The following is a 24,944-nucleotide window of genomic DNA, read 5'->3' on the forward strand; positions in this document are numbered from 1 at the left end:
CCCGCACAGCAGACCCCGGTCGTACCCGGCGCAAAGCCAACTCCGGTGCAGCGCAGTGCCGCGGCTCCCGCCGGCACCCCAACGCCCGCTCACCGGCCGCCGGTAGCGCCCACCGACGCCCCCACGGCACCGCTGCCCACGCCGGGCTCCACCCCTTCCGCCTCCTCCCCCACCTCTTCCTCTTCGGGCACCCCGGTCCAGCGAGCCGCCAAGCCCACCCCCGCGCCGCCCCAGGCCGACCCCGCCCGCCCGACCGCCACCCCGTCGAGCCACCGGTCGAGCCCCGCGTCGGCCACCGCACCGACCACCTCAACGAACCCCCGGTCGGCCACCGCACGGACCACCCCGCCGACCCCCCAGTCGGCCACCGCACCGACCACCCCGTCGAACCAGCAGTCGGCCACCGCACCGACCACCCCGCCGAACCCCCAGTCGGCCACCGCACGAACCTCGCCGACCGTCCCGCCCGCTTCCCTCCCGTCGGTCCAGCGAAGCACCGCCCGCTCGACCTCCCGCTCCACCCCGCGCCCCGGCCTCGGCGCCCCGCTGGCCGCAAAGCCCGTCACGCCCACGGCCCCGCAGACGCCCCCGGCCGCCCAGAACTCGGCGCCCCCGGGCCCCAGTTCGGCCACTCCTCCCCATCCGGCGGCCTCCACACCAACACCCGCCACACCGCCGACCCCCACGACCATCACCACCCCGGTCGGCTCCCCCACCCCGACCACTCCCACGTTCCCCACCGCAGGAAGCAGCGCCACCGGAGCCACGGGCCCCACCACTTCCACGGGCCCCACCACTTCCACGCGCCCCACCACCCCGGTCCTCCCTGCCGTTCCCTCCAGTTCCGCCACGCCCTCCAGCTCCACCCCACCCCCCATCCAGCGCACCCCGGCCACCTCACCGGCGCCCGCCCCTCGCCGCTCCCCGTTGGGCGCCCCCCTGACCGCCCCGCCGGCCGATGCGACGCCCCTCCTCGGCGCCCCCGTCCCGGCGGCACCGGCCGTGCCCGCGGCGCGCTTCACCGCCGTACCGAACGAGTCATTCGTGCAACGCCTCGCCACCGCACCACCTGCGGCGCCGACTGCTACTCCGCCGGGCTTCCCGTCGGCACCTCCGGTGACCGCGTCACCCGGCAACTCCCCCTCGGCACCGGGCACTCCGGCCACCTTCGCCCCGCCCGGATTCCCGCCGGCACCCGTCACGGGCGCCCCCCTCAGCCTCCCGTCGGCGCCGCCCACCGTCATGTCGCACCAGCCGCCCACCCAATTCCCCACCACGGCCACTCCCATCGGCCAGGGTCCGGCGCCTATGCCGCCAACTGCCCACTCGGCACTGCCGGTTCAGCGGAAGGTTGCCCCCGTCAAGCCCGCCCCCCTGCGGCGCCCGGCGGCGCCCGTCACCGGCCGTGCCCCGCTCCCCGTGGCCGCGCTCACTCCGCCCCCGCTGCCTCCGGCCTCGGCCGTCCAGGGCTCTGGCTCTTCCCCGTCGGCCGGCCAACAGAGCACCGCTGCCTCCCCCTTGGCCGTCCAGCGCGCCCCGTGGAGCAGGTCCAAGTCGCCGGCCAAGCACAAGACGACGCACAGCGCCACGGGTGCCCTCGCGGCGGCCGCCGCGGCGACGGTGGCGTCCACGCTCGGCCGGCACGCGCCCGCCGCTCCGCCCGCCAGCGCGCGCCGCGCCGACCCGCCGCCACCGCCGTACACCGCCACCACCTCGGGTCCGCCGCCGAACGAGCCGCCGCCGCCCTACTCCGTGTCCGCGTCCGCCTCGGCCGCCGCGCCGCCGCCCGAGTACACGGCGGTCGCCGCCGGTGGGTTCGACCCGCGGGACCTCACCGACTTCCAGCTCGACGAACTCGTGCACCGGATCATCGGCCGCATAACCCGGCTGATCCGCACCGAACTCCGTATGGACCGTGAGCGGATCGGCAAGCTCCGCGATCCGCGCCACTGACCATCGATCGCCGACGACCAACCGCCCACCGTCCGCCGCCCATTCACCACTGAACGACAGAAAGGCCCCGCGATGTCCCGCCAGGACCCGGGCTCCACCATCTGGTTCACCCTCAGCATCGACGGGGAAAGCCTCGGCTACTTCAACGGATGTGAGGGTCTGTCGTCCCAGGTGGAGGTCGAGCACCGCCAGGAGGGCGGGAACAACGGCTTCGTCTGGCAGTTGCCGACGCGGGTGACGTTCTCCACGATCCGGCTGACGCGTCCGCTCACCCCGGACACCACGAAGGTCGCCAAGTGGATCTCGTCGGTGCAGACGGGGATCAAGCGGCCCACCGCGCAGATCGCGGCGCTGCGCGCGGACGGTTCGGAGGTGGCGAGTTGGGGGCTGATCGACGTGCTGCCGGTGAGCTGGACCGGGCCCACCCTCGACCCGGCGAGCCCGTCCGTGGCCACCGAGGTCCTGGAGATCGCCCACCACGGGTTCACGGACTAGCGGGGAGCGGGAGACATGGCGAAGGGCAGCAAGGGCGCGGGCAAGAGCCTGGTACACGCCACGCTCGCGATCCACGAACCGCCGAAGGGCAAGAGCAGGGCGCCCGGCGGGATCATCAAGACGTTCGGCTTCGACTTCAACCCGGCGCAGCTGTCGCTGACCCGCCGCGCCCAGTGGAAGGTCACCCCCGCGCAGATCGAACGGGACGGTCCGCTACCGGAGTTCATGGGTTCGGAGCCGCGCGAGATGGGCGTCGAGATCTTCCTCGACACCTCCGACGAGCCGACCAGCAACAGCGTCCTGAAGAAGGTCGAGTCGCTGCTGTCGTGCTGTGAGGTGACGGCCAAGTCCATTGCCGCCAAGCAGCCTTCGCCGCCGTGGGTCGTCTTCCAGTGGGGGTCGTTCTCCACGGCCCGGTTCACGGCGTACGTCAGCTCGGCGGAGGCCAACTACACGCTGTTCTCGACGACCGGCGTGCCCATCCGCGCCACCTGCCGCCTGCAACTGCACGAGATCCCGAGCAAGACCAAGGGCCAGAACCCGACCTCCGGCGCGCTCACCGCGCAGCGCGTGCACCGAGTGGTGGCGGGCGACTCGCTGCAGTCGCTGGCCTGGCGGGAGTACGGCAACGCGGCCGCCTGGCGTTCCATCGCCGAGATCAACGGCATAGACGACCCGGGGCACTTGCCCACCGGCATCGAACTCGTGCTGCCGGCCGCCGAGGAGGTGCGTACCTGATGGTGCAGTCCGCGTACTCCAACGTCGTCGACGTGAAGATCGGCGGCGCCAAGCTGCCGCCCGAGTTCGCCCCCGACCTGGTGGAGAGTTACGTCGACCAGGGCGTCGGCGTCCCCGCCGCGTTCCGGCTCACCTTCCGGGATCCCTACCGGCTGTTGCTGGGCAAGCTGAACATCACCTTCGGCACCAAGGTGGTGTTCGCGCCGGTGGCCGACGGCGAGGGCGCCGGCGATCCGCTGCTGACCGGCGAGGTCACGGGACTTGAGGCCGACTACGACGGCACCGGCAGCTACACCGTCGTGCGCGGCTACGACCTCGGACACCGCATGCTGCGCCAGCGCCGGGTGGCCGCGTACCGCAACCAGAGCGCCTCCGACATCGCCCGCAAGCTGGCCGGCCTGGACGGCGTGCCGATCGGGAAGATCCAGTCGACCAAGACGGTCTACGAGTTCATCTCCCAGTCCAACATCACCGACTGGGACTTCCTGTCGCGCCTTGCCGACGAGAACGAGATGGTCATGTCCGTGGACGCGGACGGGAAGTTCCAGTTCGTGAAGCCCAAGTCGGCCTCCGGCGCGCCCTCGCCGAACACCGACGGCGACAAGAGCCCGTTCGTCCTCCAGGCCGGGCACGACATCCTGCGGCTGCGGGCCGCGGTCACGGCCGCCGACCAGGTGGGCAAGGTCGAGTCGCGCGGCTGGGACGTGACGACGAAGAAGAAGCTCACCGCCACCGCGCCCGCGAAGGACAACCCGGGTATCACGATCGGCACCACACCGGGCGCGGCGGCCGGGAAGTTCAAGACGGCCAAGCTGGTCGAGACGGGTACGCCCTACGACAAGCAGAGCGAGGTGAAGTTCGCCGCCGACGCCCTCGCCGACGACGTCACCGGGTCGTTCGCCGAGCTGGAGGTCGTCGCGCGCGGAAATCCCAAGCTGCGCCCGGGAGTTCCGGTCGCGCTCGCGGATGTCGGCGTGCCCTTCGAGGGCAAGTACACGGTCACCTCGGTGCGCCACGTGTTCGGTGACGGCAAGCACTACGAGGCGTGGGTGACGGTCAGCGGCCGGCAGTGGCGGTCGCTGTACGGTCTCGCCTCGGGCGGCGCGGACACCTCGCCGCGGCTGCCGAGTGTGGCCAACGCGCTGGTGACCGACGTCAACGACCCGCTCAAGCAGGGCCGGGTCAGGCTGCAGTTCCCGTGGCTGGACGACACCTACGTCAGCGACTGGACGCGGACCGTGCAGATGGGCGGCCTGGGCGGCGGCGGGATCTTCCCGCTGGACGTCAACGACGAGGTGCTGGTCGCCTTCGACCGGGGCGCGCTCGACCATCCGTTCGTCATCGGCGGGCTCTACAACGGCCGGGACAAACCGACCGTCGTCAGCGATGTGCCGCTGCACGACACCGTGCGCAAGAAGGCGAGCCGGCACACCGTCTCCGACCGGGACGGCAACCGGCTCGACCTGCTCAGCCAGAAGACCGGCATGCGCAAGCAGGGCGTCCGGCTGACCTCCGGCGACAAGATGCTGACCGTCTTCCTGGACCGGACGAAGACCGAGATCACCGTGGACAGCAAGGGCTCGGTCACGATCAAGGGCAGCCGGTCGGTGTCGGTGGAGGCCGGCACAGACCTCACGTTGAGCGCCCGGCGCGCGCTGACCATCAAGAGCGGCGGCCCGCTCAACATCCAGGGCGGCGGCGTGGTCAACATGCGGTCCGCGGGCGTGATCGGCCTGAACGCGGCCGGCGCCCTGAACCTGAACGCGCTGGGTGCCGCGAGCCTCACCGGTGTGGGCACCGTGCAGGTCACCTCGGCCGTCAACACGACGATCAAGGCGCCGACCACCATGGTCATGTCCCCGGTGTTCGGGGTCACCACCATCCCCGTGCCGATGGTTCCGTGAGCCGTTTCCCTGGAAGGCAGGTGTGTTTCTGATGGCCGAGCAGTTCGTCGGTTCCGGCTGGTCGTTCCCGCTACGCATCGGGCCGACCGGCGGGATCGCGCTGGTCAGCGGGGAGCGGGAGGTCGAGGAGGCGATCCGGCTGGTGCTTTCGACCTCGCCGGGCGAGCGGCCGATGCGGCCCGACTTCGGCTGCGCGATCCACGACCTGGTGTTCGCGCCGGTCAACGAGCAGACCGCGGGCCGCATCCAGCACGAGGTGCACATCAGCCTGGACCGCTGGGAGCCGCGGATCGAGGTCGAGGACGTCGAGGTCACGGCCGGCGGCGACCAGAGCGTGCTGTACATCGACGTCCGCTACTCGATCCGCGGCACCAACAACCCGCGCAGCCTGGTCTTCCCGTTCTACGTCATTCCGTCCCACGAGGAGCCCGACGCCGGCCCCGGCGCGGGCAACTCCCTTGAAAGCGACCGCTGATGGCCCTGCCCTCACCCAACCTCGACGACCGCCGCTTCCAGCAGTTCGTCGACGACGCCAAGCGCTACATCCAGCAGCGCGCCCCGGAGTGGACCGACCACAACGTCTCCGACCCGGGCGTCACCCTCGTCGAGACGGTCGCCCACATGGCCGACCAGATCGTCTACCGGCTCAACCGGGTGCCGGAGAAGAACCATCTGGCGTTCCTGGACCTGGTCGGGATCACCCTGTTCCCGCCGTCCGCCGCGCGCACGGACGTGACGTTCTGGCTGTCGGCGCCGCAGGAGGAGGCGATCCCCGTGCCGGTGGGCACCGAGGTGGCCACCATGCGGACCGAGAACGAGGAGGCGGTCGTCTTCGCCACCGAGCGCCAACTGACGGTCGTGCCATGTGAGTTGAGCCATCTGCTGGTGCAGCACCGGGGTGAGCCGGCGGTGGACCGGACGCCGGACCTGGCCATCGAGGACAGGGACCTGCTCTGCTTCTCCGAGTCCCCCGACCCGGGTGACTGCATGCTGCTGGGCCTGACCAACGCGGTGCCGCACTGCGCGGTCGCCCTCGACCTGGACAGCCGGGTGGACGGCGTCGGCGTGGACCCGCGGCAGCCGCCGCTGGTGTGGGAGGCGTGGACCGCGGACGGCTGGCAGCTGTGCGAGGTCGACCGGGACGGCACCGGTGGGCTCAACCGGCCCGGCGAGGTGATCCTGCACATCCCCAGTGGCCACGTCCTGTCGCGCAACGCGGGGCAGGAGGCCGGCTGGCTGCGCTGCCGGGTCATCGAACCCGGCCCCGGCCAGCCCTTCTACACCACCTCCCCCACCCTCCGCGCCGCCGAGGCCTTCACCATCGGCGGCACCACCGCGGTCGTACACGCCGAAGCGGTCTACGACGAGGCGCTCGGCGAGTCCACCGGGCTGCCGGGGCAGCGGCTGCGGCTGGCGCACGCGCCCGTGGTCGGCGACGACCCGCCGGTGCTGCTGCAGACCGCCGAGCACGACGGCTGGACGGACTGGCGGGTCGTGCCGCACTTCGCGGACTCGGGTCCTGGCGACCGGCACATCACCGTCGACGCGACCAGCGGCGAGATAGCCTTCGGACCCGCCGTGCGCGAACCCGACGGCAGCCTCCGGCAGTACGGCACGGTCGCCCCCAAGGGCTCGCCGATCCGGGCCCGCCGCTACCGCACCGGCGGCGGCCGTTCGGGCAACGTGGCGCGCGGGGCCGTACAGATCCTGCGCACCTCCATCCCGTACGTCTCCGAGGTCGTCAACCGCGAGGCCGCGCGCGGCGGAGTGGACGGCGAGACGGTCCAGGAGGCCAAGGTCCGGGCGCCGATCACCCTGCGCGCCCAGGAACGGGCCGTGACGCTCCGGGACTACGAGGAGCTGGCCCGCCGGGCGGCTCCCGAGACCGCGCGCATCACCTGCCTGGAGGGCGCTGAGGGCGAGCACGGGGCCTACGCGGTACGGGTGTTGGTGGTACCGCAGGCGGTGGCAGACCCCGGTGGCCGACTGCGCTTCGAGCAACTGGTCCCCGGGGACGCCCTGTTGGACCGCATCACCCGGCACCTCGACGAACGACGCCTGATCGGCACGAGGTTGGCGGTCGGGCCGCCGTACTACCAGGGGGTGACCGTCGTGGCCACCGTGCACGCCTTCCGGGGCGTCGACACCGACAAGGTGCGCCGCGACGCCCACGACGCCCTGTACCGGCACCTCGATCCGCTCACCGGCGGGTCGAACGGCACGGGTTGGCCCTTCGGGCGGCCCGTGCAGTCCGGCGAGGTGTTCGCGGTGCTGCAACGCGTGCCGGGCGTGGAGCTGGTCGACGAGGTGGTCCTGCACCCGGCCGACCCGCTGACCGGCAAGCGCGGTGAGGCGACGGACCGGATCGATCTGTCCGCGCCCTCGCTGGTGTTCTCGTTCGACCATCGCGTGCGGGTGATCGGGGACGGCAACTGATGAGAGGTTCCATAGACGGCCTCGAATCCTCGGCGCCGATCGGCATGATGCTGCCGGCCGTGTTCGCCGACGACGACCTCGCACAGCGCTTCGTCGGCGGCCTCGACGAGGTGGTGGCACCGATCCACGGCGTCCTCGACTGCCTCGACACGTACTTCCGACCGTCCCTCGCGCCGCTCGACTTCACCCAGTGGCTGGGCAGTTGGGTCGGCGCGGAGACCGACGGAAGCGAACCAGAGGCACTGCTGCGGACCGCCGTAGCCGCTGCCGCCTACCTGCACCGGGTGCGCGGCACCGTGCGCGGGCTGGCCGAGGCGGTACGCCTGGCGTTCGGCGTCACCCCGGAGATCACGGAGAGCGGGGCGGCGGCCTGGAGCGCGCGCCCCCTGGGCCCGGTCCCGGGCGAAGCGCGCCCCCGCCTCCACGTCCATCTACGCCTGCCTTCCCCCACCCCTGCGGACCACCACCGCCTGGACGCCCTCGTGGCGGCCGCCCGCCCCGCCCACATGCCGTACACGGTCCAAGTGACCGCAGGCGACCCCGCCGAAAGGACCCCGCAGACATGACGACCACCCAGAACTGCGCCGAATGCGGCACCCGCGCGGAACCGGGCCAGTCGTTCTGCGACGCCTGCGGGGCTGTGCTGAGCTGGACGGACCGGGCCAGCGCGAGTGCGACTGCCTCCGGCGGAGGTGCGGGGGCCTCCGGCGGAGGTGCAGGTGCAGGTGCCTCCGGCAGGAACGCGGGGGCCTCCGGCCAGGGCTCGGACGGCTCCGGCGGAAGTGCGAACGCCTCCGGCGGCAGCGCGGGGGCCTCCGGCAGGGGCGCGGACGGCTCCGGCGGGAACGCGGGCGGATTCGACAGCGGCGACGGCTTCGGCCGGAACGCGGCTGCGTCCGGCAACGGCGCGAACGGTTCTGGCGCGGCTGCGGACGCATCAGGCGGAGCCGCTAGTGGCTTCGGCGGGAGCGCTGGGGCCGCTGGCCAGGGTTCGGGGGGCTTCGGCCGCGGCTCACATTCAACTGGCAGGAGCACGAGCGCCGTTGGCGGAGGCTCAGACGGCTCCGGCAGGAACTCGGACGGCTTCGGTCAAGACGCTGACGGCTCCGGCGGGAACTCGGACGGCTTCGGCCAGGGCTCGGGGGGCTCCGGCGGGGTTGCCGACGGCTCGGGCCGTGGGTCGGATGAGGGGGCCTTCGTCACGTCCTCCGCAGGGGCCGGCTCCTCTGCCGGGGCGGGCGGGGCGGTTGCCGCCGGCTCTGGGGCGGGTGGTTCGTCGGCCCGTGGGTCCGGGGATCCCGGTTGGGACGCCTTCGGTCAGTCGGATGGGGGTGCGGGACTGGTTCGTAGTGCGCGGGAGGATCTGTTGGCCTCCCGTACGACGACCCCTGCGGCCGATGCGGACGCCCCGGGGGCTCCGAGCGCTTCCACCGGCGGGGCGGCCACCGCCAACCCGTCTCCCTCTGCCTCTTACTCCGACAACCCGTCCTCCTCCGCCCCGCCCATGGACGACGACACCATCCCCAACGACCCCGTCCCCGCCACGACGGGGACGACTCCGAACCGCACTGTCTTCCCGGACGCCCCGGCCCCCGCCGACCCCGCGTACCACGACGACATGGCCCACCGTGCGCGGCAGTTGCTCGTGCCGGTCAATGATCCGGTGCCCCGGCCGGTGGCGGAGCCCGCCGTCGCGCCGGTGCTGCCCGGGCGGCCGGCGCCGCAGCGGCCGCAGACCGTGCGGGCGCCGGGTGAGGAGCTCGGGGCGGACGGGGGGACGCCGTGTCCCTGGTGTGCCACGCGGAACCGGCCCGAGCGGCACTACTGCGCGCGGTGCGCGATGCCGATGGCCGGCGAGGGGCAGGCACCGGGCCGACTCCCTTGGTGGCGGCGGCTGTTGGGCTTCCGGAACCGGGAGACCCCGTGGGCCGGCGACCGCCCCAGGCTGCGCCGCGCCTTCGACCGCGTCCTGACCTGGCTGACCGCCGCGGTCGTGCTGACCCTGGTGATCTGGCTGGCGTTCAGCATCCCCAAGGGCGTCCAGGCCACCCGCGACCACTTCGCCAAGCGCGCGCAGGTGGCCCCCGACAGCGTCAGCGCGTCCCGGTCCTACCCGGGCCACAAGCCGGCGTTGGCCTTCGACAAGCTCAACGACACCTGGTGGGGTCCGGGAGTGTCGGAGTCGGGTCGCGGCGAGTGGATCGAGGTGAAGTTCGAGGAACCGACCCGCCTGCTCGACCTGCTCATCACGCCCGGCGTCTCCGCCCGCGCCGACCAGATCTCCCAGTCGGCCCTGCCGCACCGCATCGAGGCCACCATCACCCTGGCCAACGGCAAGACGGCCAAGCGTGAACTCACCCTCGACCAGGGCGCCGGCGCCCAGCGCCGGGCCTTCCGCGTCGGCGAGGTCACCAAGGTCCGCTTCACGATCGAGTCGGCGTACCTGATCTCCGGAACCAAGCAGGTCGCCATCGCCGAAATAGAGTTCTTCGGCCCGTCGAACGCGAACTCCGGCTGATACAAGCAGCCGAATTACGGGGGCAATTCGTGACGGCGGCGTGTGGATAGTTTCACACCCGCCGTCCGGGCCACGGAACGCTTGCGATGACCCCTGGCGTGACGTAATTACATGAATCATGAACCTGTTCACCCGTGCTGCGTCCCTGCGCCGCCCGGCATCCCCCACGGATTCCCCCCACCAGTCCCCCCAGCACCCCCAGTCCGGCCATTCTTCGCAACAGTCCCCCCAACCCCCGCTCCAGCCCCCGGCGTTCGCGCCCTCCGCCCCTGACCCCGGCCTGGCGGGCCTGACCGGGGACTGGCTGATCGACCCCGCGCACAGCCGTATCGGCTTCTCCGTCCGGCACGCCCTGGTCACGACCGTGCGCGGGGCTTTCACGGAGTACGACAGCCGGCTCCACCTCGACGGCGTCGACCCCTCCCGCTCACGCGCCGAGATCGTCCTGTCGACCGCGTCCGTCGACACCGGCGTGGAACAGCGCGACGCCCATCTGATCGGCCGTGACTTCCTGGACGCCAGGAATTACCCGCAGATGCGCTTCGTCAGTACGACGGTTCGGCTCACGGGCAATGACGTCTACCGCATGACCGGCGACCTCACCATCAAGAACCGCACCCGTCCCGTGGACCTGGAACTCACCTACATAGGACACGTCACCGACCCCTTCGGATACGACCGGGTGGGATTCGACGGCACGACCACCATCAACCGTTCCGAATGGGGCCTGGCCTACAACGCCCGGCTCGCGGAGGGCGGCGCGATGGTGAGCGAGAAGGTCCGGCTCCAGTTCGACATCGCCGCCATCCGGACCGTACCCAACGACTGAGCTCAACTCGTGGGCGCGGAAAGGTCGTAGACCACCGTCGAGCCCACGGTCCGCGGGGTGAACGTCGTCGTCACCCAGGAGGAGATCCGCGATCCGGTGGTGTCGGCGCCGTCGCGGGCGAAGCCGCCCTCTTCGCCGCCCTGGGCCACGAAGTAGTGGATCTCCCCGTCGGCGACGTACTGCTTGAACCGGGCGAGCGTCGGCGCCGGGTCGCCGCCGCTGAAGCCGCCGATGGGCATGACCGGTTCGCCGGTGGCGAGTTGCAGCCAGGTCTGATTGTCCGAGGCGACGGTCGCGGCCACCCAGGTGTAGTCCTGGGCGTTCTCGACCAGGACGGAGCGGAGTTGAGGCGTGACCGCTTCGACGCCTCCCAGCCTGTTGCCGCCGCCCTTGCCCGCACCGGCCGCCGCGCCACCGGTGGGCCCGCCGTGTCCCTGTGCGTCGGCCGTCGAGGCGGGGCCCGCGAGCGGGGTCTGCCCGGTGTGGGCCATGGTGACCGTGGCCCAGGTGTAGGAGGCGGGTCCGGCGAGTACGGCCGCCAGCGCGAGCCCCGTCGCCCCGAGGGCCAGGCGGCGCGGAAGGAGCCGCGCGAGCGCCGTCCCGGCCGCCGCCAGCACCCCAACGACCAGTACCGGCCAGCGTAGTTGGGAGGTCCAGCCGTCCGCGCGGCCGAGCAGTACGAACGCCCATGCCGCCGTCGCCGCGACCGTCACCGCCAGGACCACCGCCGGGACGGCGCGGTCTCGCAGGCGCCAGAGCAGGACCGTACCCATGGCGACCAGGGCGGCGACGTACGGCGCCAGCGCGACGGTGTAGTACTCGTGGAAGATCCCGGACATGAGGCTGAACGTCACCGCGGTGCACACCAAGGCGCCGCCCCAGGCCAGAACTCCCGCGCGGTGCAGGTCGGTTCGGGCGGCCCGGCGGGTGATCACCAGTGCGGTCACGAGAAGGATCAGTGCGGCGGGCAGCAGCCAGGAGATCTGGCCGCCCAGCGCGCTGTCGAACATGCGGGTGATGCCGCCCTCGCCCCCATGGCCGCCGGCGCCGCCTCCCCCCGCGCCACCTCCTCCGGGCACGCTGCCCCCTCCAGGCACGCCGCTCGGGACCGAACTCCCCCCGCTCGGCCCGCCCTTGCTCTCGTCGCCGGTGATGCGACCGAGCCCGTTGTAGCCGAGGGTCAGGTCCAGGAAGCTGTTGTTCGTGGAACCGCCCACGTACGGGCGGGAGTCGGCGGGCCACAGTTCGACGAGGGCCACCCACCAGCCGGCGCTGGCCACGATCGCGGCCCCGGCCAGCAGGACATGGCCGATCCGCCTGGTCAACGGCAGTGCCGCGCAGACCAGGTAGACCAGCGTCAGCGCCGGCAGGATCAGCCACGCCTGGAGGGTCTTGACCAGGAAGGCGAGACCGAAGCAGACCCCGGTGAGCACCATCCAGCGGGCCGCCCGGTGCCCTTCCAGGGCGCGTTGGAAGCAGTACAGCGCGCACACCATGAGCAGGGCCAGCAGCGCGTCGGGGTTGTTGAAGCGGAACATCAGCGCCGCGACCGGGGTCAGCGCCAGCAGCGCCCCGGCCAGCAGCCCGGCGGCCGGTCCGTACAGTCGCCGTACCGCCGCGTACAGCACCCCGACGGTGGCGACGCCCATCAGCGCCTCGGGGGCGAGGATCTGCCAGGACCCGACTCCGAAGAGCCGTACGGAGAGGTCCATGGGCCACAGTGCGACCGGCGGTTTGTCGACGGTGATCGAGTTCCCGGCGTCCGACGCTCCGAAGAACGCGGCCTTCCAGCTCTCGCCACCCGCCTGCACGGCCGCCGAGTAGAACTCGTTCCCGTAGCCCGACGCACCCAGATCCCAGAAGAAGGCAACCGCCGCGACGATCAACAGAGCCCAGAAGGCGGGTCGTTCCCATGGAGGGCTGTCGGCACGACCGGTGACCGCAGCCGTTCGAGGTGGCACTGGTCCCTCAAGAACAGAGGGGTTGAGCGTGGTCATGTGTCTCCTTGTGGGGGGACCGCGGGGACGTGGGAGTCCCTCCTTGGCGCGGCCGTCACCCTGCACGGCGGACTTCTCAGCCCGCTCTCAGCGCCGGGCCTGGGTGAGACGCCCGAGCGGGTCTCCCGTAGGGCCGCGCAGTACCGCTGACCAGGTGAAACAACGGGCCCCAGGAGGCGCCGACACCTCGGCGCGCCGCTCCCCACCCGCACCCCGGGCCCGTACATCTCAGGCGAATCTCAGATTCGGGCGGTGTGATGTCCCGGTGACTCCACGCCCTACGGACCCCGCCGCCACGGCGCTCCCCCTGGTCCGCCCCGACGGCACGCGTGTCCGGGTGCTCGTGGTCGACGACGAGCCGGATCTCACCGAGGTGCTGTGCGGCGCGCTGGCCTACGAGGGCTATCACGCGCGTCCCGCCGCGGACCGGGCGACGGCGGTGCGGGCCACGGCCGAGTTCCGGCCGGACGCGGTCATCCTGGACGTGATGCTGCCCGACGCCGACGGTCTCACCGTGCTGCGCGAGATCCGCGCCGAACTCCCCACCGTGTGCGTGCTGTTCCTCACCGCGCGGGACGCGGTCGAGGACCGGGTCGCCGGGATCCGGGCGGGCGGCGACGACTACGTCACCAAGCCGTTCAGCCTGGACGAGGTGACCGCCCGGCTGCACGGCCTGCTGCGCCGGGCCGGAATGGCACGCCGGAGCGAGGGCGAGACCGCGCTGACCGTCGGCGACCTGGTGCTCGACGAGGAAGCCCACGAAGTCACCCGGGCCGGCGAGGTCATCGCTCTGTCCCCCACGGAGTACGCGCTGCTGCGGCTGCTGATGAACCATCCACGCCAGGTGCTCAGCAAGACGCTGATCCTGGAGCGGATCTGGTCCTACGACTACGGCCACCACGCGCACGTGGTCGAGCTGTACATCTCGTATCTGCGCAAGAAGGTGGACGCCGGCCGGTCACCCATGATCCACACCGTGCGCGGTGTCGGGTACGTCCTCAAGCCCCCCACCTCATGAACGCGACGGTCCGATGAACGCTGCGACGCGTGCCCGCCTGAACCGGCTGCGCCCCCGCACCCTGCGCGCCAAGCTCACCTGGGGCCTCGTCGTGCTGCTCGCGCTGAGCTGCGCGACCGTCGGCGTGACGAGCGTTCTCGCCCTGCGCAGCTATCTCACCGACCAACTCGATCACCAACTGGCCGACTCCGGCTGCCTGTTCCCCTCCTCGCTACGGCAGTCCGCGGACGCCCAGCAGCAGCTCGGCGGGGACATCGACTACGGCGACCTGGCCGCCCGCTGGCGTGCCGACACCCGTGGGCAGAGCATCGGCACCTTCGGCGCGCGTCTGAACGACGGAGTGGTCAGCGATGCCGCCGTCGTCCGGGCCGACCGGGGCACCGCCGTCACCCTCGACACGGCCGACGCGGCGACGCTGAACGCCCTCCCCACCGACGGAAAGGCCCACAGCGTCACGTTCTCGACCCTGGGCGCCTACCGCGTGTACGCCTGCGCGGGAAAGGACGACGACCTCCTGGTCAGCGGCCTGCCGCTGGCGCCGCTCCAGGAGACGGTGCGGCGGCTGGCGCTGGTCTGTTCCGTGGTCTTCGGCGGGGCGTTGGTGATCACCGGGGTCGCCGGCGCCCTGTGGGTACGCCACTCGCTGCACCCCCTGCGCCGGGTGACGGACACCGCGGCGGCCGTCGCCGCGCTGAAGCTGGACAGCGGCGAGGTGACCCTGCCGGGGCCGACGGCTGCGGGCGATCCGCACAGCGAGGCCGGTCAGGTGGCCGCCGCGCTCGACCGCATGCTCGGCCACGTCCAGGAGGCGCTGGCCAAACGCCACACCAGCGAGGAGCGGCTACGGAGCTTCGCCGCCGACGCCAGCCATGAACTGCGTACCCCTGTCGCCTCGATCCGTGGCCACGCCGAACTCGCCCTGCGCCACCCCGGACCGGTCCCCGCCAAGGTCGAGCGGGCCCTGGACCGGGTGGCCGCCGAGGCGGCACGGATGAGTGCGATGGTCGACGACCTGCTGCTGCTCGCCCGCCTCGACGCCGGCCGCCCCCTCCAGCGGGAACGGGTCGACGTGACCCGCCTGGTCATCGACTGCACCGATGACGCCCGAGCGGCGAGCCCCGACCACGACTGGGTCCTGGACCTGCCCGAGACGCCCGTCACCGTCACCGGCGACGCCCACCGCCTGGCGCAGGTACTGACCAACCTCCTGGCCAACGCCCGGCTGCACACCCCGGCGGGCACCCTGGTGACCGTCCGCGTGGCGCGGAGCGAGCCGGGGCGGTGCAGGGTGTCCGTCGCGGACGACGGCCCCGGGATTCCGTCCGAGCTCCGCCCGACGCTCTTCGAACGCTTCACCCGTGCCGACCGCCGCCACCCCGGCACGGGGACGCGCGGTGCGGGCGCCGGGCTCGGGCTGTCCATCGCGGCGGCCGTCGTGGCCGCCCACGAGGGCACCCTGACCTTCGAGAGCGTCCCGGGTTCGACGGTGTTCACGGTGCTGCTGCCTGAGATTCCTCTTTAAAAGAGGCCGAAGGGCCCGTATCCGGCCTGGTCTGAGAGGGAACTGAGAGGTCCGCTGAGGAAGGTGGGGGCAGACCGTCGTCAGCTCCCGAGGAGTCCCATGAGCAGCGTTCAAAGCCATGCAGCGTCTGCGACCGACCTGCCTGCTCGGTACGTCCACGTGGAACACGTCATGGGCACCGTGGTCTCCGTCGACCTGCGCGACTGCGACCCGAAGGAGGCCGCGGCGGGCGCCGCCAGTGCGGTGCGCTGGCTGCACGAGGTCGACGCTCTCTTCAGCACGTACCGGCCGGACAGCGCCATTTCCCGTATCGACCGCGGGGAGTTGTCGCCGGAGAACGCGGGCGCCGAGGTGACCTGGGTGCTCGAAAGGTGCGCGGAGATTCGCCGTGCCACGAACGGGTACTTCGACGCCTGGGCCAGGGGCACCCTGGACCCGTCCGCCCTGGTGAAGGGCTGGTCGGTGCAGCGGGCCGCGGACGCCTTGGTGGCCCGGGGCATCACCGACCTCTGTCTGACGGCCGGCGGCGATGTCGTCAGCCGGGGCAACCGGGCGAGTGGGGGAAGTAGCGGGAGCAGCGGGAGCCGGGGAGATCGCCAGGACGGTCTGCCCTGGCGGATCGGCATCCAACACCCCAAGGATCGCGGCGCGTTGGCCGCCGTGGTGCACGCCACCGACCTCGCGGTGGCGACCTCGGGGGCGTACGAGCGCGGCGAGCACATCGTCGATCCCCACACGCGCACCGCCCCCACCGGGCTGCTGTCCGTCACCGTCTGCGGCCCCGACCTGGGCACCGCGGACGCGTACGCGACGGCAGCCTTCGCCATGGGACGCGGGGCAGCCGACTGGACACTGACCCTCGACGGATACGAGGCGATGACGGTCCTGGACGACGAACGCGTGTTTCTCACCCCGGGCTTCCCCCTGGCCGACCCCGCGGAGGAGTCACGATGACCGCACCCCACCTCTCCCGGCAGCCCCCGCCGAAGCCGCCCGTCCGCCCGCGCAACTGGCCCCCGCCGTCCGTTCCCCCGTCGTCCCGGCACGTCGTGCGGATGCCCCACAGGTTCCCGGCCCCCCGCCGCCCGCTCGCCGTCGACGCCCTGGCCGCTGCCGCCGGTCTCGGCCTGGGCATCTCCCTCGCCCTGGGCATCAGCTCCCAGACCGTCAGCGCGCTGCACGCCCCGGGCGGCATCGCCACCGCGCTCGGCCGCGTCACCGGAATGCTCAGCGGTTACGCCATGGTCGTCATCGTCCTGCTCTCGGCCCGCATCCCGCCCCTCGAACGCGCCCTGGGCCAGGACCGGTTGATCGTCTGGCACCGCCGCCTCGCCCCCTGGGGCCTGTACCTGCTCCTGGCCCACGCCGTACTGATCACCGTCGGCTACGCACGCGCGGCGAAGACAGGCCTCCTCGCGGAGATCGGCCAACTCCTGTGGAGCTACGCGGGCATCCTGTCGGCCACCGTCGGCAGCGCCCTCCTGCTGGCCGCCGGGGTCACCTCCTACCGGCGGGCGCGACGCCGGATGAAGTACGAGACCTGGTGGGCCGTCCACCTCTACACCTACCTGGGCCTCGGCCTCTCCTTCATCCACCAGATCGACACGGGCGCCCCGTTCGTGGGGCACCCCCTGGCCACGACCTGGTGGACCTCGCTGTGGGTGGGCGCCCTGGTCGTCGTACTCACCTTCCGAGTCGGTCTCCCGCTGTACCGATCCGTCCGGCACGACCTGCGAGTAGCCCAGATATCACCGGCAGGGCCCAACACCTGGTCCATCGTCCTCAGCGGCCGGCACCTGGAGAAACTGCCCACGGCCGGCGGCCAGTTCATGATGTGGCGGTTCCTGCGCCGCGAGTTGTGGTGGCAGGCCCACCCCTACTCCCTCTCGGCCACTCCCCAGGCGGGCCATCTCCGCATCACGGTCAAGGAGTTGGGCGACCACAGCACGGCCCTGTCCTGTCTGACCCCCGGCACCAGGGTGGCGTTCGAGGGCCCGTACGGCGTCTTCACCGCCGACGCACGACAGTCCCGGAACGTCCTGCTCGTCGGCGCCGGCGTGGGTGCGACCCCGATCCGGGCCCTCCTGGACGACCTGCCCCGGGACACCCACGTGGTCGTCCTGCTGCGCGGCACCCGCCCCGAAGACATAGCCCACCTGGACGAGTTCGAGCGCCTGGTCACCAAACGCCGAGGCCTGCTCCACACCCTGACCGGCCCGCGGCACACCCTCCGCCTGGACGCCCCCTCCCTCCACACCCTGGTCCCCGACATCGCCGGCCGGGACGTCTTCGTCTGCGGCCCCGACGAGTTCACCCGCAGGGTCGTCACCGCCGCGCGTGACGCCGGGGTGCCGGCGGCCCACATCCACCACGAGGACTTCACGTTCTGACGTTCCGACGTCCCGACCGCCCTTCCCCCTGGAGAACCCCATGCGACGAGCCCCGATCGTCCTGGTCACGACCGTCATCGGCACCACCGGCGTGCTGATGTTCAAGCCCCACGAGATCACCCCGTCGGTCGCGTCATCCTCCTCGTCGTCGTCCTCGTCCTCGTCGAGCCAGGACGCGACCGTCTCGAAGAGCGGCTCCACCACGACCGCCACCGGCTCCGCCATCAGCACCCAGTTCGGCGACACCCAGGTCCAGGTGACCATCAAGGCCGGCAAGATCACCGACGTGAAAACGGTCCAACTCCCCGGCAACGAGCCCCAGTCCGTACAGATCAGCAACGCCGCCGTACCCACCCTCCGAGAAAGCGCCCTGTCGAAACAGAGCGCCGCGATCGACTCGGTCAGCGGCGCGACCATCACCAGCCAGAGCTACGCCGCGTCCCTCCAGTCCGCCCTCGACAAGGCGGGCTTCAAGGCGGCGGACGGCTCCACGGCTCCGACGACGACACCGACGGAGTCGGAGGAGCACGGGCATGGGGGCGGGTTCGGGGATCGCGGGGGCTTCGGCTAGGCCGCCTGGCGCCCATCTCCCGTCTTTCGCAAGGAAGTTGAGCGGCAGGCCGGTCCCCCAAGAATCGGCAAAGGATGCATCGCCCATGCCAGGGGCACTTACCTTTTGATCTTCCTTGGCGTTATTTGTCACCTTTAAGCGCCAGGTAACTTCACAGGGTCATCACAGGTGTGATGCGTCATCACAGAGTGCAACGGGGGGAATCGCCATGCTTCGTAAGCCTGTGCTCAGAAAGCCTTTATCCCGGAAGCCCGGAGTCCGAAGACACAGCCGCTCCTGGTCCGCGGGAGGCACTCGCTGGGTAGCGGGCACCGTGTCCCTGGCCCTGACCTTCGCGATGCTCGACGGCGCGTACGCCGCGGCCGCTCCCGCCCCCGCGCAGGCAGGCGCCGAGGCCCCACGGAAGGCCGCGGCCACGCAGGCCGCGGACATCCCGTCCGCACGCGTGGCGGCCCGGCTGTCCGGCAAGCGGGTGGAGGCCCTGTCCGAGCGCACGGAGACCTCCACGACCTGGGTGAACAAGGACGGTTCACTCACCACGGAACTCACCGCCGGCCCCGTCCGGTTCAAGGACGAGGCCACCGGAAAGTGGCGCACCGTCGACCTCGACCTGGCTCGGACGGCGGACGGGACGGTCGAGCCCAAGGCGCATCCGGACGGGCTGCGACTGGCGGGCAGCACCGGGACTCCGGCCACGTCATGGAAGGCCGCACGCAAGGCCAAGGCCACGAACCTGGTGACACTGGGCGCAGGCGACCGGCAGATCACCCTCCAGTGGAAGGGCGGCCTGCCGAAACCGAAGCTGAAGGGGACGCGCGCCGAGTACGTCAACGCCGTTCCCGGCGCGGACGTGGTCGTGGAGGCCACCCGGACGGGCTTCGAGCAGTTCGTCCAGATCAACGAGCGCCCCGATACGGGCGGTTACTCCTACACGCTGCCCTTGAAGGCCAAGGGACTCAAGGCCAGGCAGCTGCCCAACGGCAGCGTCCTGTTCACGGACGGCAAGAACAGAAAACGGGCTGTCATGCCCGCGCCAACCATGTGGGACGCCTCCGTCGACAAGCGGTCCGGAGAGCACACCCGCAAGGCGAAGGTCGGCTTGAAGGTGGTGCGGAAGGGTTCCTCCGTCGACCTGGTCGTCACCCCGGACGCGAAGTTCCTCGCCGACCCGGACACCACCTACCCGGTCACCGTCGACCCGTCCACCTCCGCGTTGTCCAACGTCTTCGACACCTACGTGCAGCAGGGCGAGACCGTCGACTGGTCCACCGACACCGAACTCGACCTGGGCAACCCCGGCACCACGAACTCCAACGGCACCCCGCGCACCGCGCGCTCCTTCATCTCCTGGAACACCACCCCGATCCAGGACGCCCTGGTCTCCAGCGCCAAGCTGAGCCTGTGGAACTTCCACTCGGGCAACATCGACTGCAAGCCCTACCCGTGGGAGGTGTGGTCGACCGACGCGGCCTCGACCTCCTCGCGCTGGACCGCGCAGCCGTCGTGGATCGCCTCGAAGGCCACTTCCACCGAGACCACCGGCAGCCCCGAGTGCACCGCCCAGCCGGACGGCTGGATCAACGCGGATGTGAGCACGCTGGTGCAGGAGTGGGCGTCGGCCAGGGCCACCAGCAGCCACATGGGCCTGCGCGCCAGTGCCGAGTCGGTGCTCGCCCAGTGGAAGCGGGTCAACTCCGCCAACGCCGCCACCAACCCGCCCAAGCTGACCGTCACCTACAACTACCGGCCCAAGACCGGCACCGACCGGCAGGCGGGCCCGCCGTTCTTCAAGGGCACCGACGGCGCCTGGTACGTCAACACGACCACGCCGACGCTGCGTGACACCTTCACCGACGTCAACAACGACACGGTCGACGGCACCTTCGAGATCGACGACGCGGCCACCGGCACACAGGTCGGCAGCTACCTGGTGTCGCCGTACGTGCCCAGCGGGCAGCCCGCGTCGGTGACCGTGCCGGCCGGGGTGCTGCAGAACGGCAAGACGTACAAGTTCCGCACCAACCCCTACGACGGCACGCACTACAACAACGCGTGGTCGGCGTACGAGACCTTCACGGTCGACACCTCCGCCCCCTCGGCGCCGGCCTCGGTGACCTCCACCGACTATCCGGCCGCCCAATGGGTCAAGGGCGTCGGCCAGTCGGGCGTGTTCACCGTCACTCCGCCTTCCGGCGACCAGAACGGCGTCGAGTGGTCCCTCGACGGCGTCAGCTGGACCACCGTGCCCACCGGCGGCTCCACGAATCCGGTGAAGCTCACCATCACCCCCGACACCGCGGGTACCAACATCCTCTCGGTGCGCAGCACCGACAAGGCGGAGAACAAGTCCGACCCGGTCGTGTACACCTTCCACGTCGGACCGGGCGGCGTCACCAGCCCGCGCAGCGGCACCCGCACCGCGGCCCGGGTGCCGCTGACCGCAGAGGCGGACAGCGGCAAGTACTCCGGCGTCTCCTTCGACTGGCGGCGCGGCGACGCCGACGCGTGGACCCCGGTGCCCGCCACGGACGTGACCGTGGGCGGACAGCCCCTTCCCTCCTGGCCGGCCCCGCTCACCTCGGGCAAGAGCGCCAAGCTCACCTGGAACGCCACCTCGACGGTCAACCCCGACGGCGATGTCCAGTTGCGGGCCGACTTCACCGGCTCCGGGGCCTCGGCGTCGTCCGACCCGATCAGTGTCGTGGTGGACCGTGGCGCGGACGGCGCCGCCACCACGGACGTGGGCCCCGGCAAGCTCAACCTGCTCACCGGTGACTACGGTCTGTCCGCCACCGACGCCTCCTTCTTCGGCATGACGGTGGACCGGACGGCCTCCTCCCGGTCGCCCCAGGCGGGCTCCGACGACGACCAGGCGCCCATCTTCGGCAAGGAGTGGGTGTACGGCGCGGCGTCCGACCAGGTGGACACACCGTTCTCCTATCTGAGCAAGACCTCGGCCACCTCGCTGAGCGTCGTCACGGCCGGCGACGGCTCCGAGATCCGCTTCACCGCGACCGCGGACGGCAAGGGCTGGACGCCCGAGCCCGGCTCGGAGGACTACACGCTCACCGGTGCGTTCTCCGGCTCCGGCGGCTTCACCATCAAGAGCAGCGACGGCCAGGTCACCACCTTCGTCCGCACCACGTCGACCAGCACCACCTGGCAGGCGAGCACCTCGTACACCGACGGAGTCGCGGACTCCACCAACACGACCGTCTCCGAGCCGGTCACCGTCGGCGGTGTGCAGACCGCCCGGCCCAAGTACCTGATCGCGAACACCTCGGCCGTCCCGGCCGCGACCTGCCAGGCCGGCCCCTCGGCCAAGGGCTGCCGCGTACTGGAGTTCGTCTACGCGACCGCCACCACCGCGACGTCCTCGGCGGCCGGTGACGTGAAGGACCAGGTCTCGGCGATCCGGCTGTGGGCCACCGCGCCCGGGGCCGCGGCCGCGACCGCCACCAATGTGGCGGCCTTCCGGTACGACGGCTCCGGACACCTCACCGAGGCCTGGGATCCGCGGATCTCCCCGGCGCTCAAGACCACGTACGGCTACGACTCCGCGGGGCGTGTCACCGCCCAGACGCCTCCCGGGCAGCTGCCGTGGAGCTTCGCGTACGGTCAGGCGGGCTCCAACCCGGCGGCCGGCGCGGGCATGCTGCTGAAGGTGTCCCGTCCCACCCTCACGCCGGGCAGCGCCACCCAGACCAACGGCACCGGCGAGACGAACATCGTCTACGGCGTCCCGCTCAGCGGCGGCTCCGCACCGGAGGACCTCAGTGCGACGGCCACCGCGTCCTGGGGCCAGAGCGACCTGCCCACGGACGGCACCGCCGTCTTCCCGGTCGACCAGGTGCCCTCGGGCCACGACGGTCCGGCCCTCGGTTCCACGGGCTACCAGCGGGCGGCCATCCACTACCTGGACGCGTCCGGCCGCGAGGTCGACCTGGCCGTGCCCGGTCACCGCATCGGCGTCACGGAGTACGACGGGTTCGGGAACACCGTCCGCTCCCTGACCGCGGCCAACCGTGAACTGGCGCTCGGCGGCACCGCCGCGCAGCGCGACCGGCTCACGGGCCTGGGCATCAACGCCCTGTCGTCCGGCGAGCGCGCCCAACTCCTGTCCACCGTCTCCGTCCACAGCTCCGACGGTGTCCGCGAGACCGACACCTACGGCCCGCTGCACCAGGTCACGCTGGCGGCGAAGCTGGTCAGCGGCACCACCACGCTCGCCGCCGCGGGGAGCGCCCTCGCAGCGCGGACGCACACCGTCCAGGAGTACGACACGGGCCGCCCCACCGACGGGACGGCGACCGTCGAGGACCAGGTCACCAAGGTCACCGTGGGCGCGCAGCCGCGCTCCTGGCCGACCCTGCTGGCCGACCCCCGCGTCACCACCAACACCGTCGACTGGACGAAGGGCCAGCCCACCGGCACCACCCAGGACCCGGGCGGTCTGGGCCTCACCGCCGGGACCTCGTACGACAGCCAGAGCCGGGTCTCGGCCACGGCCCTGCCCGCATCGAGCGGGAGTGACGCCGGCACCACCAGAACCACCTACTACACCGGCAACGGCACAGGTACCTGCGGGAACCGGCCCGAATGGGCCGACCTGGTCTGCCAGACCGCGCCCGCGGCCGCGATCGGCGGCGGCGGCGGCAGCAACCCGACCGGCCGCCCCACCAAGACCTTCGAGTACGGCCTCTACGGCCAGGCCACGAAGGTGACCGAGACGGCCAACGGTGTCACCCGCACCACCACCTCCGGTTTCGACGCCGCGGGCCGGTCGACCACCCTCACCACCTCCGGCGGGCTGGGCGCCGCGGTGCCGGCGGGCACCACCACGTACGACTCCGCCACCGGTCTGCCGCTCAAGGACACCTCGACGGACGGCGGCACCGTCACCAAGGCGTACGACGCGCTCGGCCGGGACATCTCCTACACGGACGCCGACGGCGGCGCCACCACCACGTCCTACGACGCCCTGGACCGGCCGGTCACGGTGACCGACAGCGTCCCGTCCACGACCACCTACACCTACGACACGACGATCGACCCGCGGGGCCTGGTCACCTCGGTCGCCGACTCCGTGGCCGGGACGTTCGCGGCGCGCTACGACGCCGACGGCGCCGTCACCAGCCAGACGCTGCCCGGCGGTTACACCATGACCCAGACCGCCGACTCGACAGGTGCGATGACCAGCCGGGTCTACACCCGTACATCGGACGGCACCGTCCTGGTCTCCGACAGCGTCACCCTGACCGTGCACGGTCAGCGGGCCACGCACACCGGCACGCCCGGCATCACCGCGTCCCAGGCCTATGCCTATGACGCGGCGGGCCGCCTCACGCAGGTCCAGGACACCAGCACCGACGCCTACTGCACCACCCGCACCTACACCTACGACAAGAACAGCAACCGCAAGTCCCTGGCGAGCGCCACCGGGACGGTGGGCAACGACTGCACCACGTCGGGCGCCACCACGACGGCCTACAGCTACGACACCGCCGACCGGCTGGTGAACGCCGGCTATGTCTACGACGCCTTCGGCCGCACCACCAGCCGGCCCGGCGCCACGCTGGCCTACTTCACCAACGACATGATCCAGCAGCAGACCGCCGGCAGCAGGCGGCAGACCTGGAGCCTGGACTCCACACTGCGCCTGCGGTCCTGGACCACCGAGAGCAACTCCTCGGGCACCTGGACCCAGACCGGATCCAAGGTCAACCACTACGGCTCGGACGAGGACAGTCCCCGGTGGATCACCGAGGACACGGCCGGCACCGTCACCCGCAACATCGACGGCGCCGACGGCAACCTCGCCGCCACCACCACGAAGAACGGCGGCGTGGTCCTGCAACTGGCGAACCTGCACGGGGACATCACCCTGCAGCTGCCCGCCGACGCCTCGGTCGCGCCGACCGTCCTGGACGCCGACGAGTACGGCAACCCCAGAGCGGGCCAGTCGCCCACGCGATACGCGTGGCTGGGCGGCAAGCAGCGCTCCGACGAGACCGTCACCGGGCTCACCCTCATGGGAGCACGGCTCTACGACCCCACCACCGGCCGCTTCCTGTCCACCGACCCGGTCCACGGCGGCAGCGCCAACGCCTACGAATACGGCAACGGCGACCCCGTCAACAACTACGACCTCGACGGACGGTGCGGCAAGGCGTGTCACGAGGCCAAGGCGTGCTGGAGCCTGGGCTATTCGAACTGCCTGTTCGTGATGTACCTGTCCGGCATCCTGAGCTGGAACATCAAGGGCAACCACGGTCGGCGCAACGCCATCAGGCACTTCATCTGGCAGGCCAGTCTCACGTACTTCTTCGGCTGGAACGCCGCCGAGCGGATCGGCAACGCCCACGAGTGGGGGGAGAAGTGCCCGCGGCACGGACGCTGCGACACCAAGGTGGACCAGCACAACAACCGAGTGGCACGGATCTTCGAGAGCAGTAGCTGGAACCGCAGAACAACCCGGTACTGGCTGAACAGAGGACTGCTGTTCCAGTATCTCTACCAAGTGGGCAGCTACCTGTTCCGGTACGGCTACCTCTGGGGCTAGCCGTCGGCGCC

At 71.5% G+C, this 24,944-nt stretch carries 17 protein-coding genes; 15 read left to right on the plus strand and 2 right to left on the minus strand.

The annotated features are described in order from the left end of the window. Positions 1-89 precede the first annotated feature (89 nt). Entirely contained in the window at positions 90-1,202 is a 1,113-nt protein-coding gene (locus tag M2283_RS32690; protein ID WP_280880078.1) for a hypothetical protein, read from the minus strand. Between the two features lie 316 nt (positions 1,203-1,518). Between M2283_RS32690 and M2283_RS32695 the strand changes: the two genes are divergently transcribed. From M2283_RS32695 to M2283_RS32735, 9 genes are all read left to right on the plus strand, one after another. Further along, on the plus strand, positions 1,519-1,953 hold the full coding sequence (locus M2283_RS32695) for an extensin (RefSeq protein WP_280880079.1): 435 nt from the start codon (positions 1,519-1,521) through the stop codon (positions 1,951-1,953). Between the two features lie 72 nt (positions 1,954-2,025). Beyond that, positions 2,026-2,448 carry a phage tail protein gene (locus M2283_RS32700; protein ID WP_280880080.1) on the plus strand — a complete coding sequence of 141 codons (423 nt, stop codon included), beginning with the start codon at positions 2,026-2,028 and terminating at the stop codon, positions 2,446-2,448. A gap of 15 nt (positions 2,449-2,463) precedes the next feature. Continuing rightward, positions 2,464-3,186 carry a LysM peptidoglycan-binding domain-containing protein gene (locus tag M2283_RS32705; RefSeq protein ID WP_280880081.1) on the plus strand — a complete coding sequence of 241 codons (723 nt, stop codon included), beginning with the start codon at positions 2,464-2,466 and terminating at the stop codon, positions 3,184-3,186. Beyond that, the gene (locus tag M2283_RS32710; RefSeq protein ID WP_280880082.1) at positions 3,186-5,090 is read left to right on the plus strand and encodes a VgrG-related protein; all 1,905 of its coding nucleotides are present in this window, start codon (positions 3,186-3,188) and stop codon (positions 5,088-5,090) included. The genes M2283_RS32705 and M2283_RS32710 overlap by 1 nt, the downstream gene beginning before the upstream one ends. A 31-nt stretch (positions 5,091-5,121) precedes the next feature. After that, positions 5,122-5,565 (plus strand): GPW/gp25 family protein, encoded by a 444-nt coding sequence (locus tag M2283_RS32715; protein ID WP_280880083.1) that lies wholly within the window; start codon positions 5,122-5,124, stop codon positions 5,563-5,565. Further along, on the plus strand, positions 5,565-7,526 hold the full coding sequence (locus tag M2283_RS32720; protein ID WP_280880084.1) for a putative baseplate assembly protein: 1,962 nt from the start codon (positions 5,565-5,567) through the stop codon (positions 7,524-7,526). The genes M2283_RS32715 and M2283_RS32720 overlap by 1 nt, the downstream gene beginning before the upstream one ends. Next, positions 7,526-8,092, plus strand: coding sequence for a phage tail protein (locus M2283_RS32725; RefSeq protein WP_280880085.1), 567 nt, complete (start codon positions 7,526-7,528; stop codon positions 8,090-8,092). Before M2283_RS32720 ends, M2283_RS32725 begins: the two co-directional genes overlap by 1 nt. Before the next feature lie 938 nt (positions 8,093-9,030). Beyond that, positions 9,031-10,044: an NADase-type glycan-binding domain-containing protein gene (locus M2283_RS32730; protein ID WP_432423164.1), complete on the plus strand. Its 1,014-nt coding sequence runs from the start codon at positions 9,031-9,033 to the stop codon at positions 10,042-10,044. Between the two features lie 118 nt (positions 10,045-10,162). After that, a complete protein-coding gene (locus tag M2283_RS32735) occupies positions 10,163-10,873 on the plus strand; it encodes a YceI family protein (RefSeq protein WP_280880086.1) in 711 nt (236 codons plus the stop codon). 2 nt (positions 10,874-10,875) lie between these two features. Here the strand turns inward: M2283_RS32735 and M2283_RS32740 are convergent, their stop codons facing one another. Then, entirely contained in the window at positions 10,876-12,870 is a 1,995-nt protein-coding gene (locus M2283_RS32740) for a glycosyltransferase family 39 protein (RefSeq protein WP_280880087.1), read from the minus strand. A gap of 265 nt (positions 12,871-13,135) precedes the next feature. On the opposite strand from M2283_RS32740, the gene M2283_RS32745 reads away from it, so the two are divergent. The 6 genes from M2283_RS32745 (at position 13,136) to M2283_RS32770 (ending at position 24,933) form a co-directional block, all read left to right on the plus strand. Further along, on the plus strand, positions 13,136-13,888 hold the full coding sequence (locus M2283_RS32745; protein ID WP_280880088.1) for a response regulator transcription factor: 753 nt from the start codon (positions 13,136-13,138) through the stop codon (positions 13,886-13,888). 13 nt (positions 13,889-13,901) lie between these two features. Then, complete coding sequence (locus M2283_RS32750; protein ID WP_280880089.1) at positions 13,902-15,410, plus strand: sensor histidine kinase; 1,509 nt, start codon at positions 13,902-13,904, stop codon at positions 15,408-15,410. A gap of 99 nt (positions 15,411-15,509) precedes the next feature. Beyond that, positions 15,510-16,364: an FAD:protein FMN transferase gene (locus M2283_RS32755; RefSeq protein ID WP_280880090.1), complete on the plus strand. Its 855-nt coding sequence runs from the start codon at positions 15,510-15,512 to the stop codon at positions 16,362-16,364. Continuing rightward, on the plus strand, positions 16,361-17,800 hold the full coding sequence (locus M2283_RS32760; protein ID WP_280880091.1) for a ferredoxin reductase family protein: 1,440 nt from the start codon (positions 16,361-16,363) through the stop codon (positions 17,798-17,800). The genes M2283_RS32755 and M2283_RS32760 overlap by 4 nt, the downstream gene beginning before the upstream one ends. A gap of 40 nt (positions 17,801-17,840) precedes the next feature. Beyond that, positions 17,841-18,371, plus strand: coding sequence for an FMN-binding protein (locus M2283_RS32765; protein ID WP_280880092.1), 531 nt, complete (start codon positions 17,841-17,843; stop codon positions 18,369-18,371). Positions 18,372-18,708: 337 nt separating this feature from the next. Then, a complete protein-coding gene (locus M2283_RS32770; protein ID WP_280880315.1) occupies positions 18,709-24,933 on the plus strand; it encodes an RHS repeat-associated core domain-containing protein in 6,225 nt (2,074 codons plus the stop codon). The last annotated feature ends 11 nt before the right edge of the window (positions 24,934-24,944 follow it).

It is taken from the genome of Streptomyces pseudovenezuelae, assembly GCF_029892565.1.
GTDB classification, from domain to species: domain Bacteria; phylum Actinomycetota; class Actinomycetes; order Streptomycetales; family Streptomycetaceae; genus Streptomyces; species Streptomyces pseudovenezuelae_A.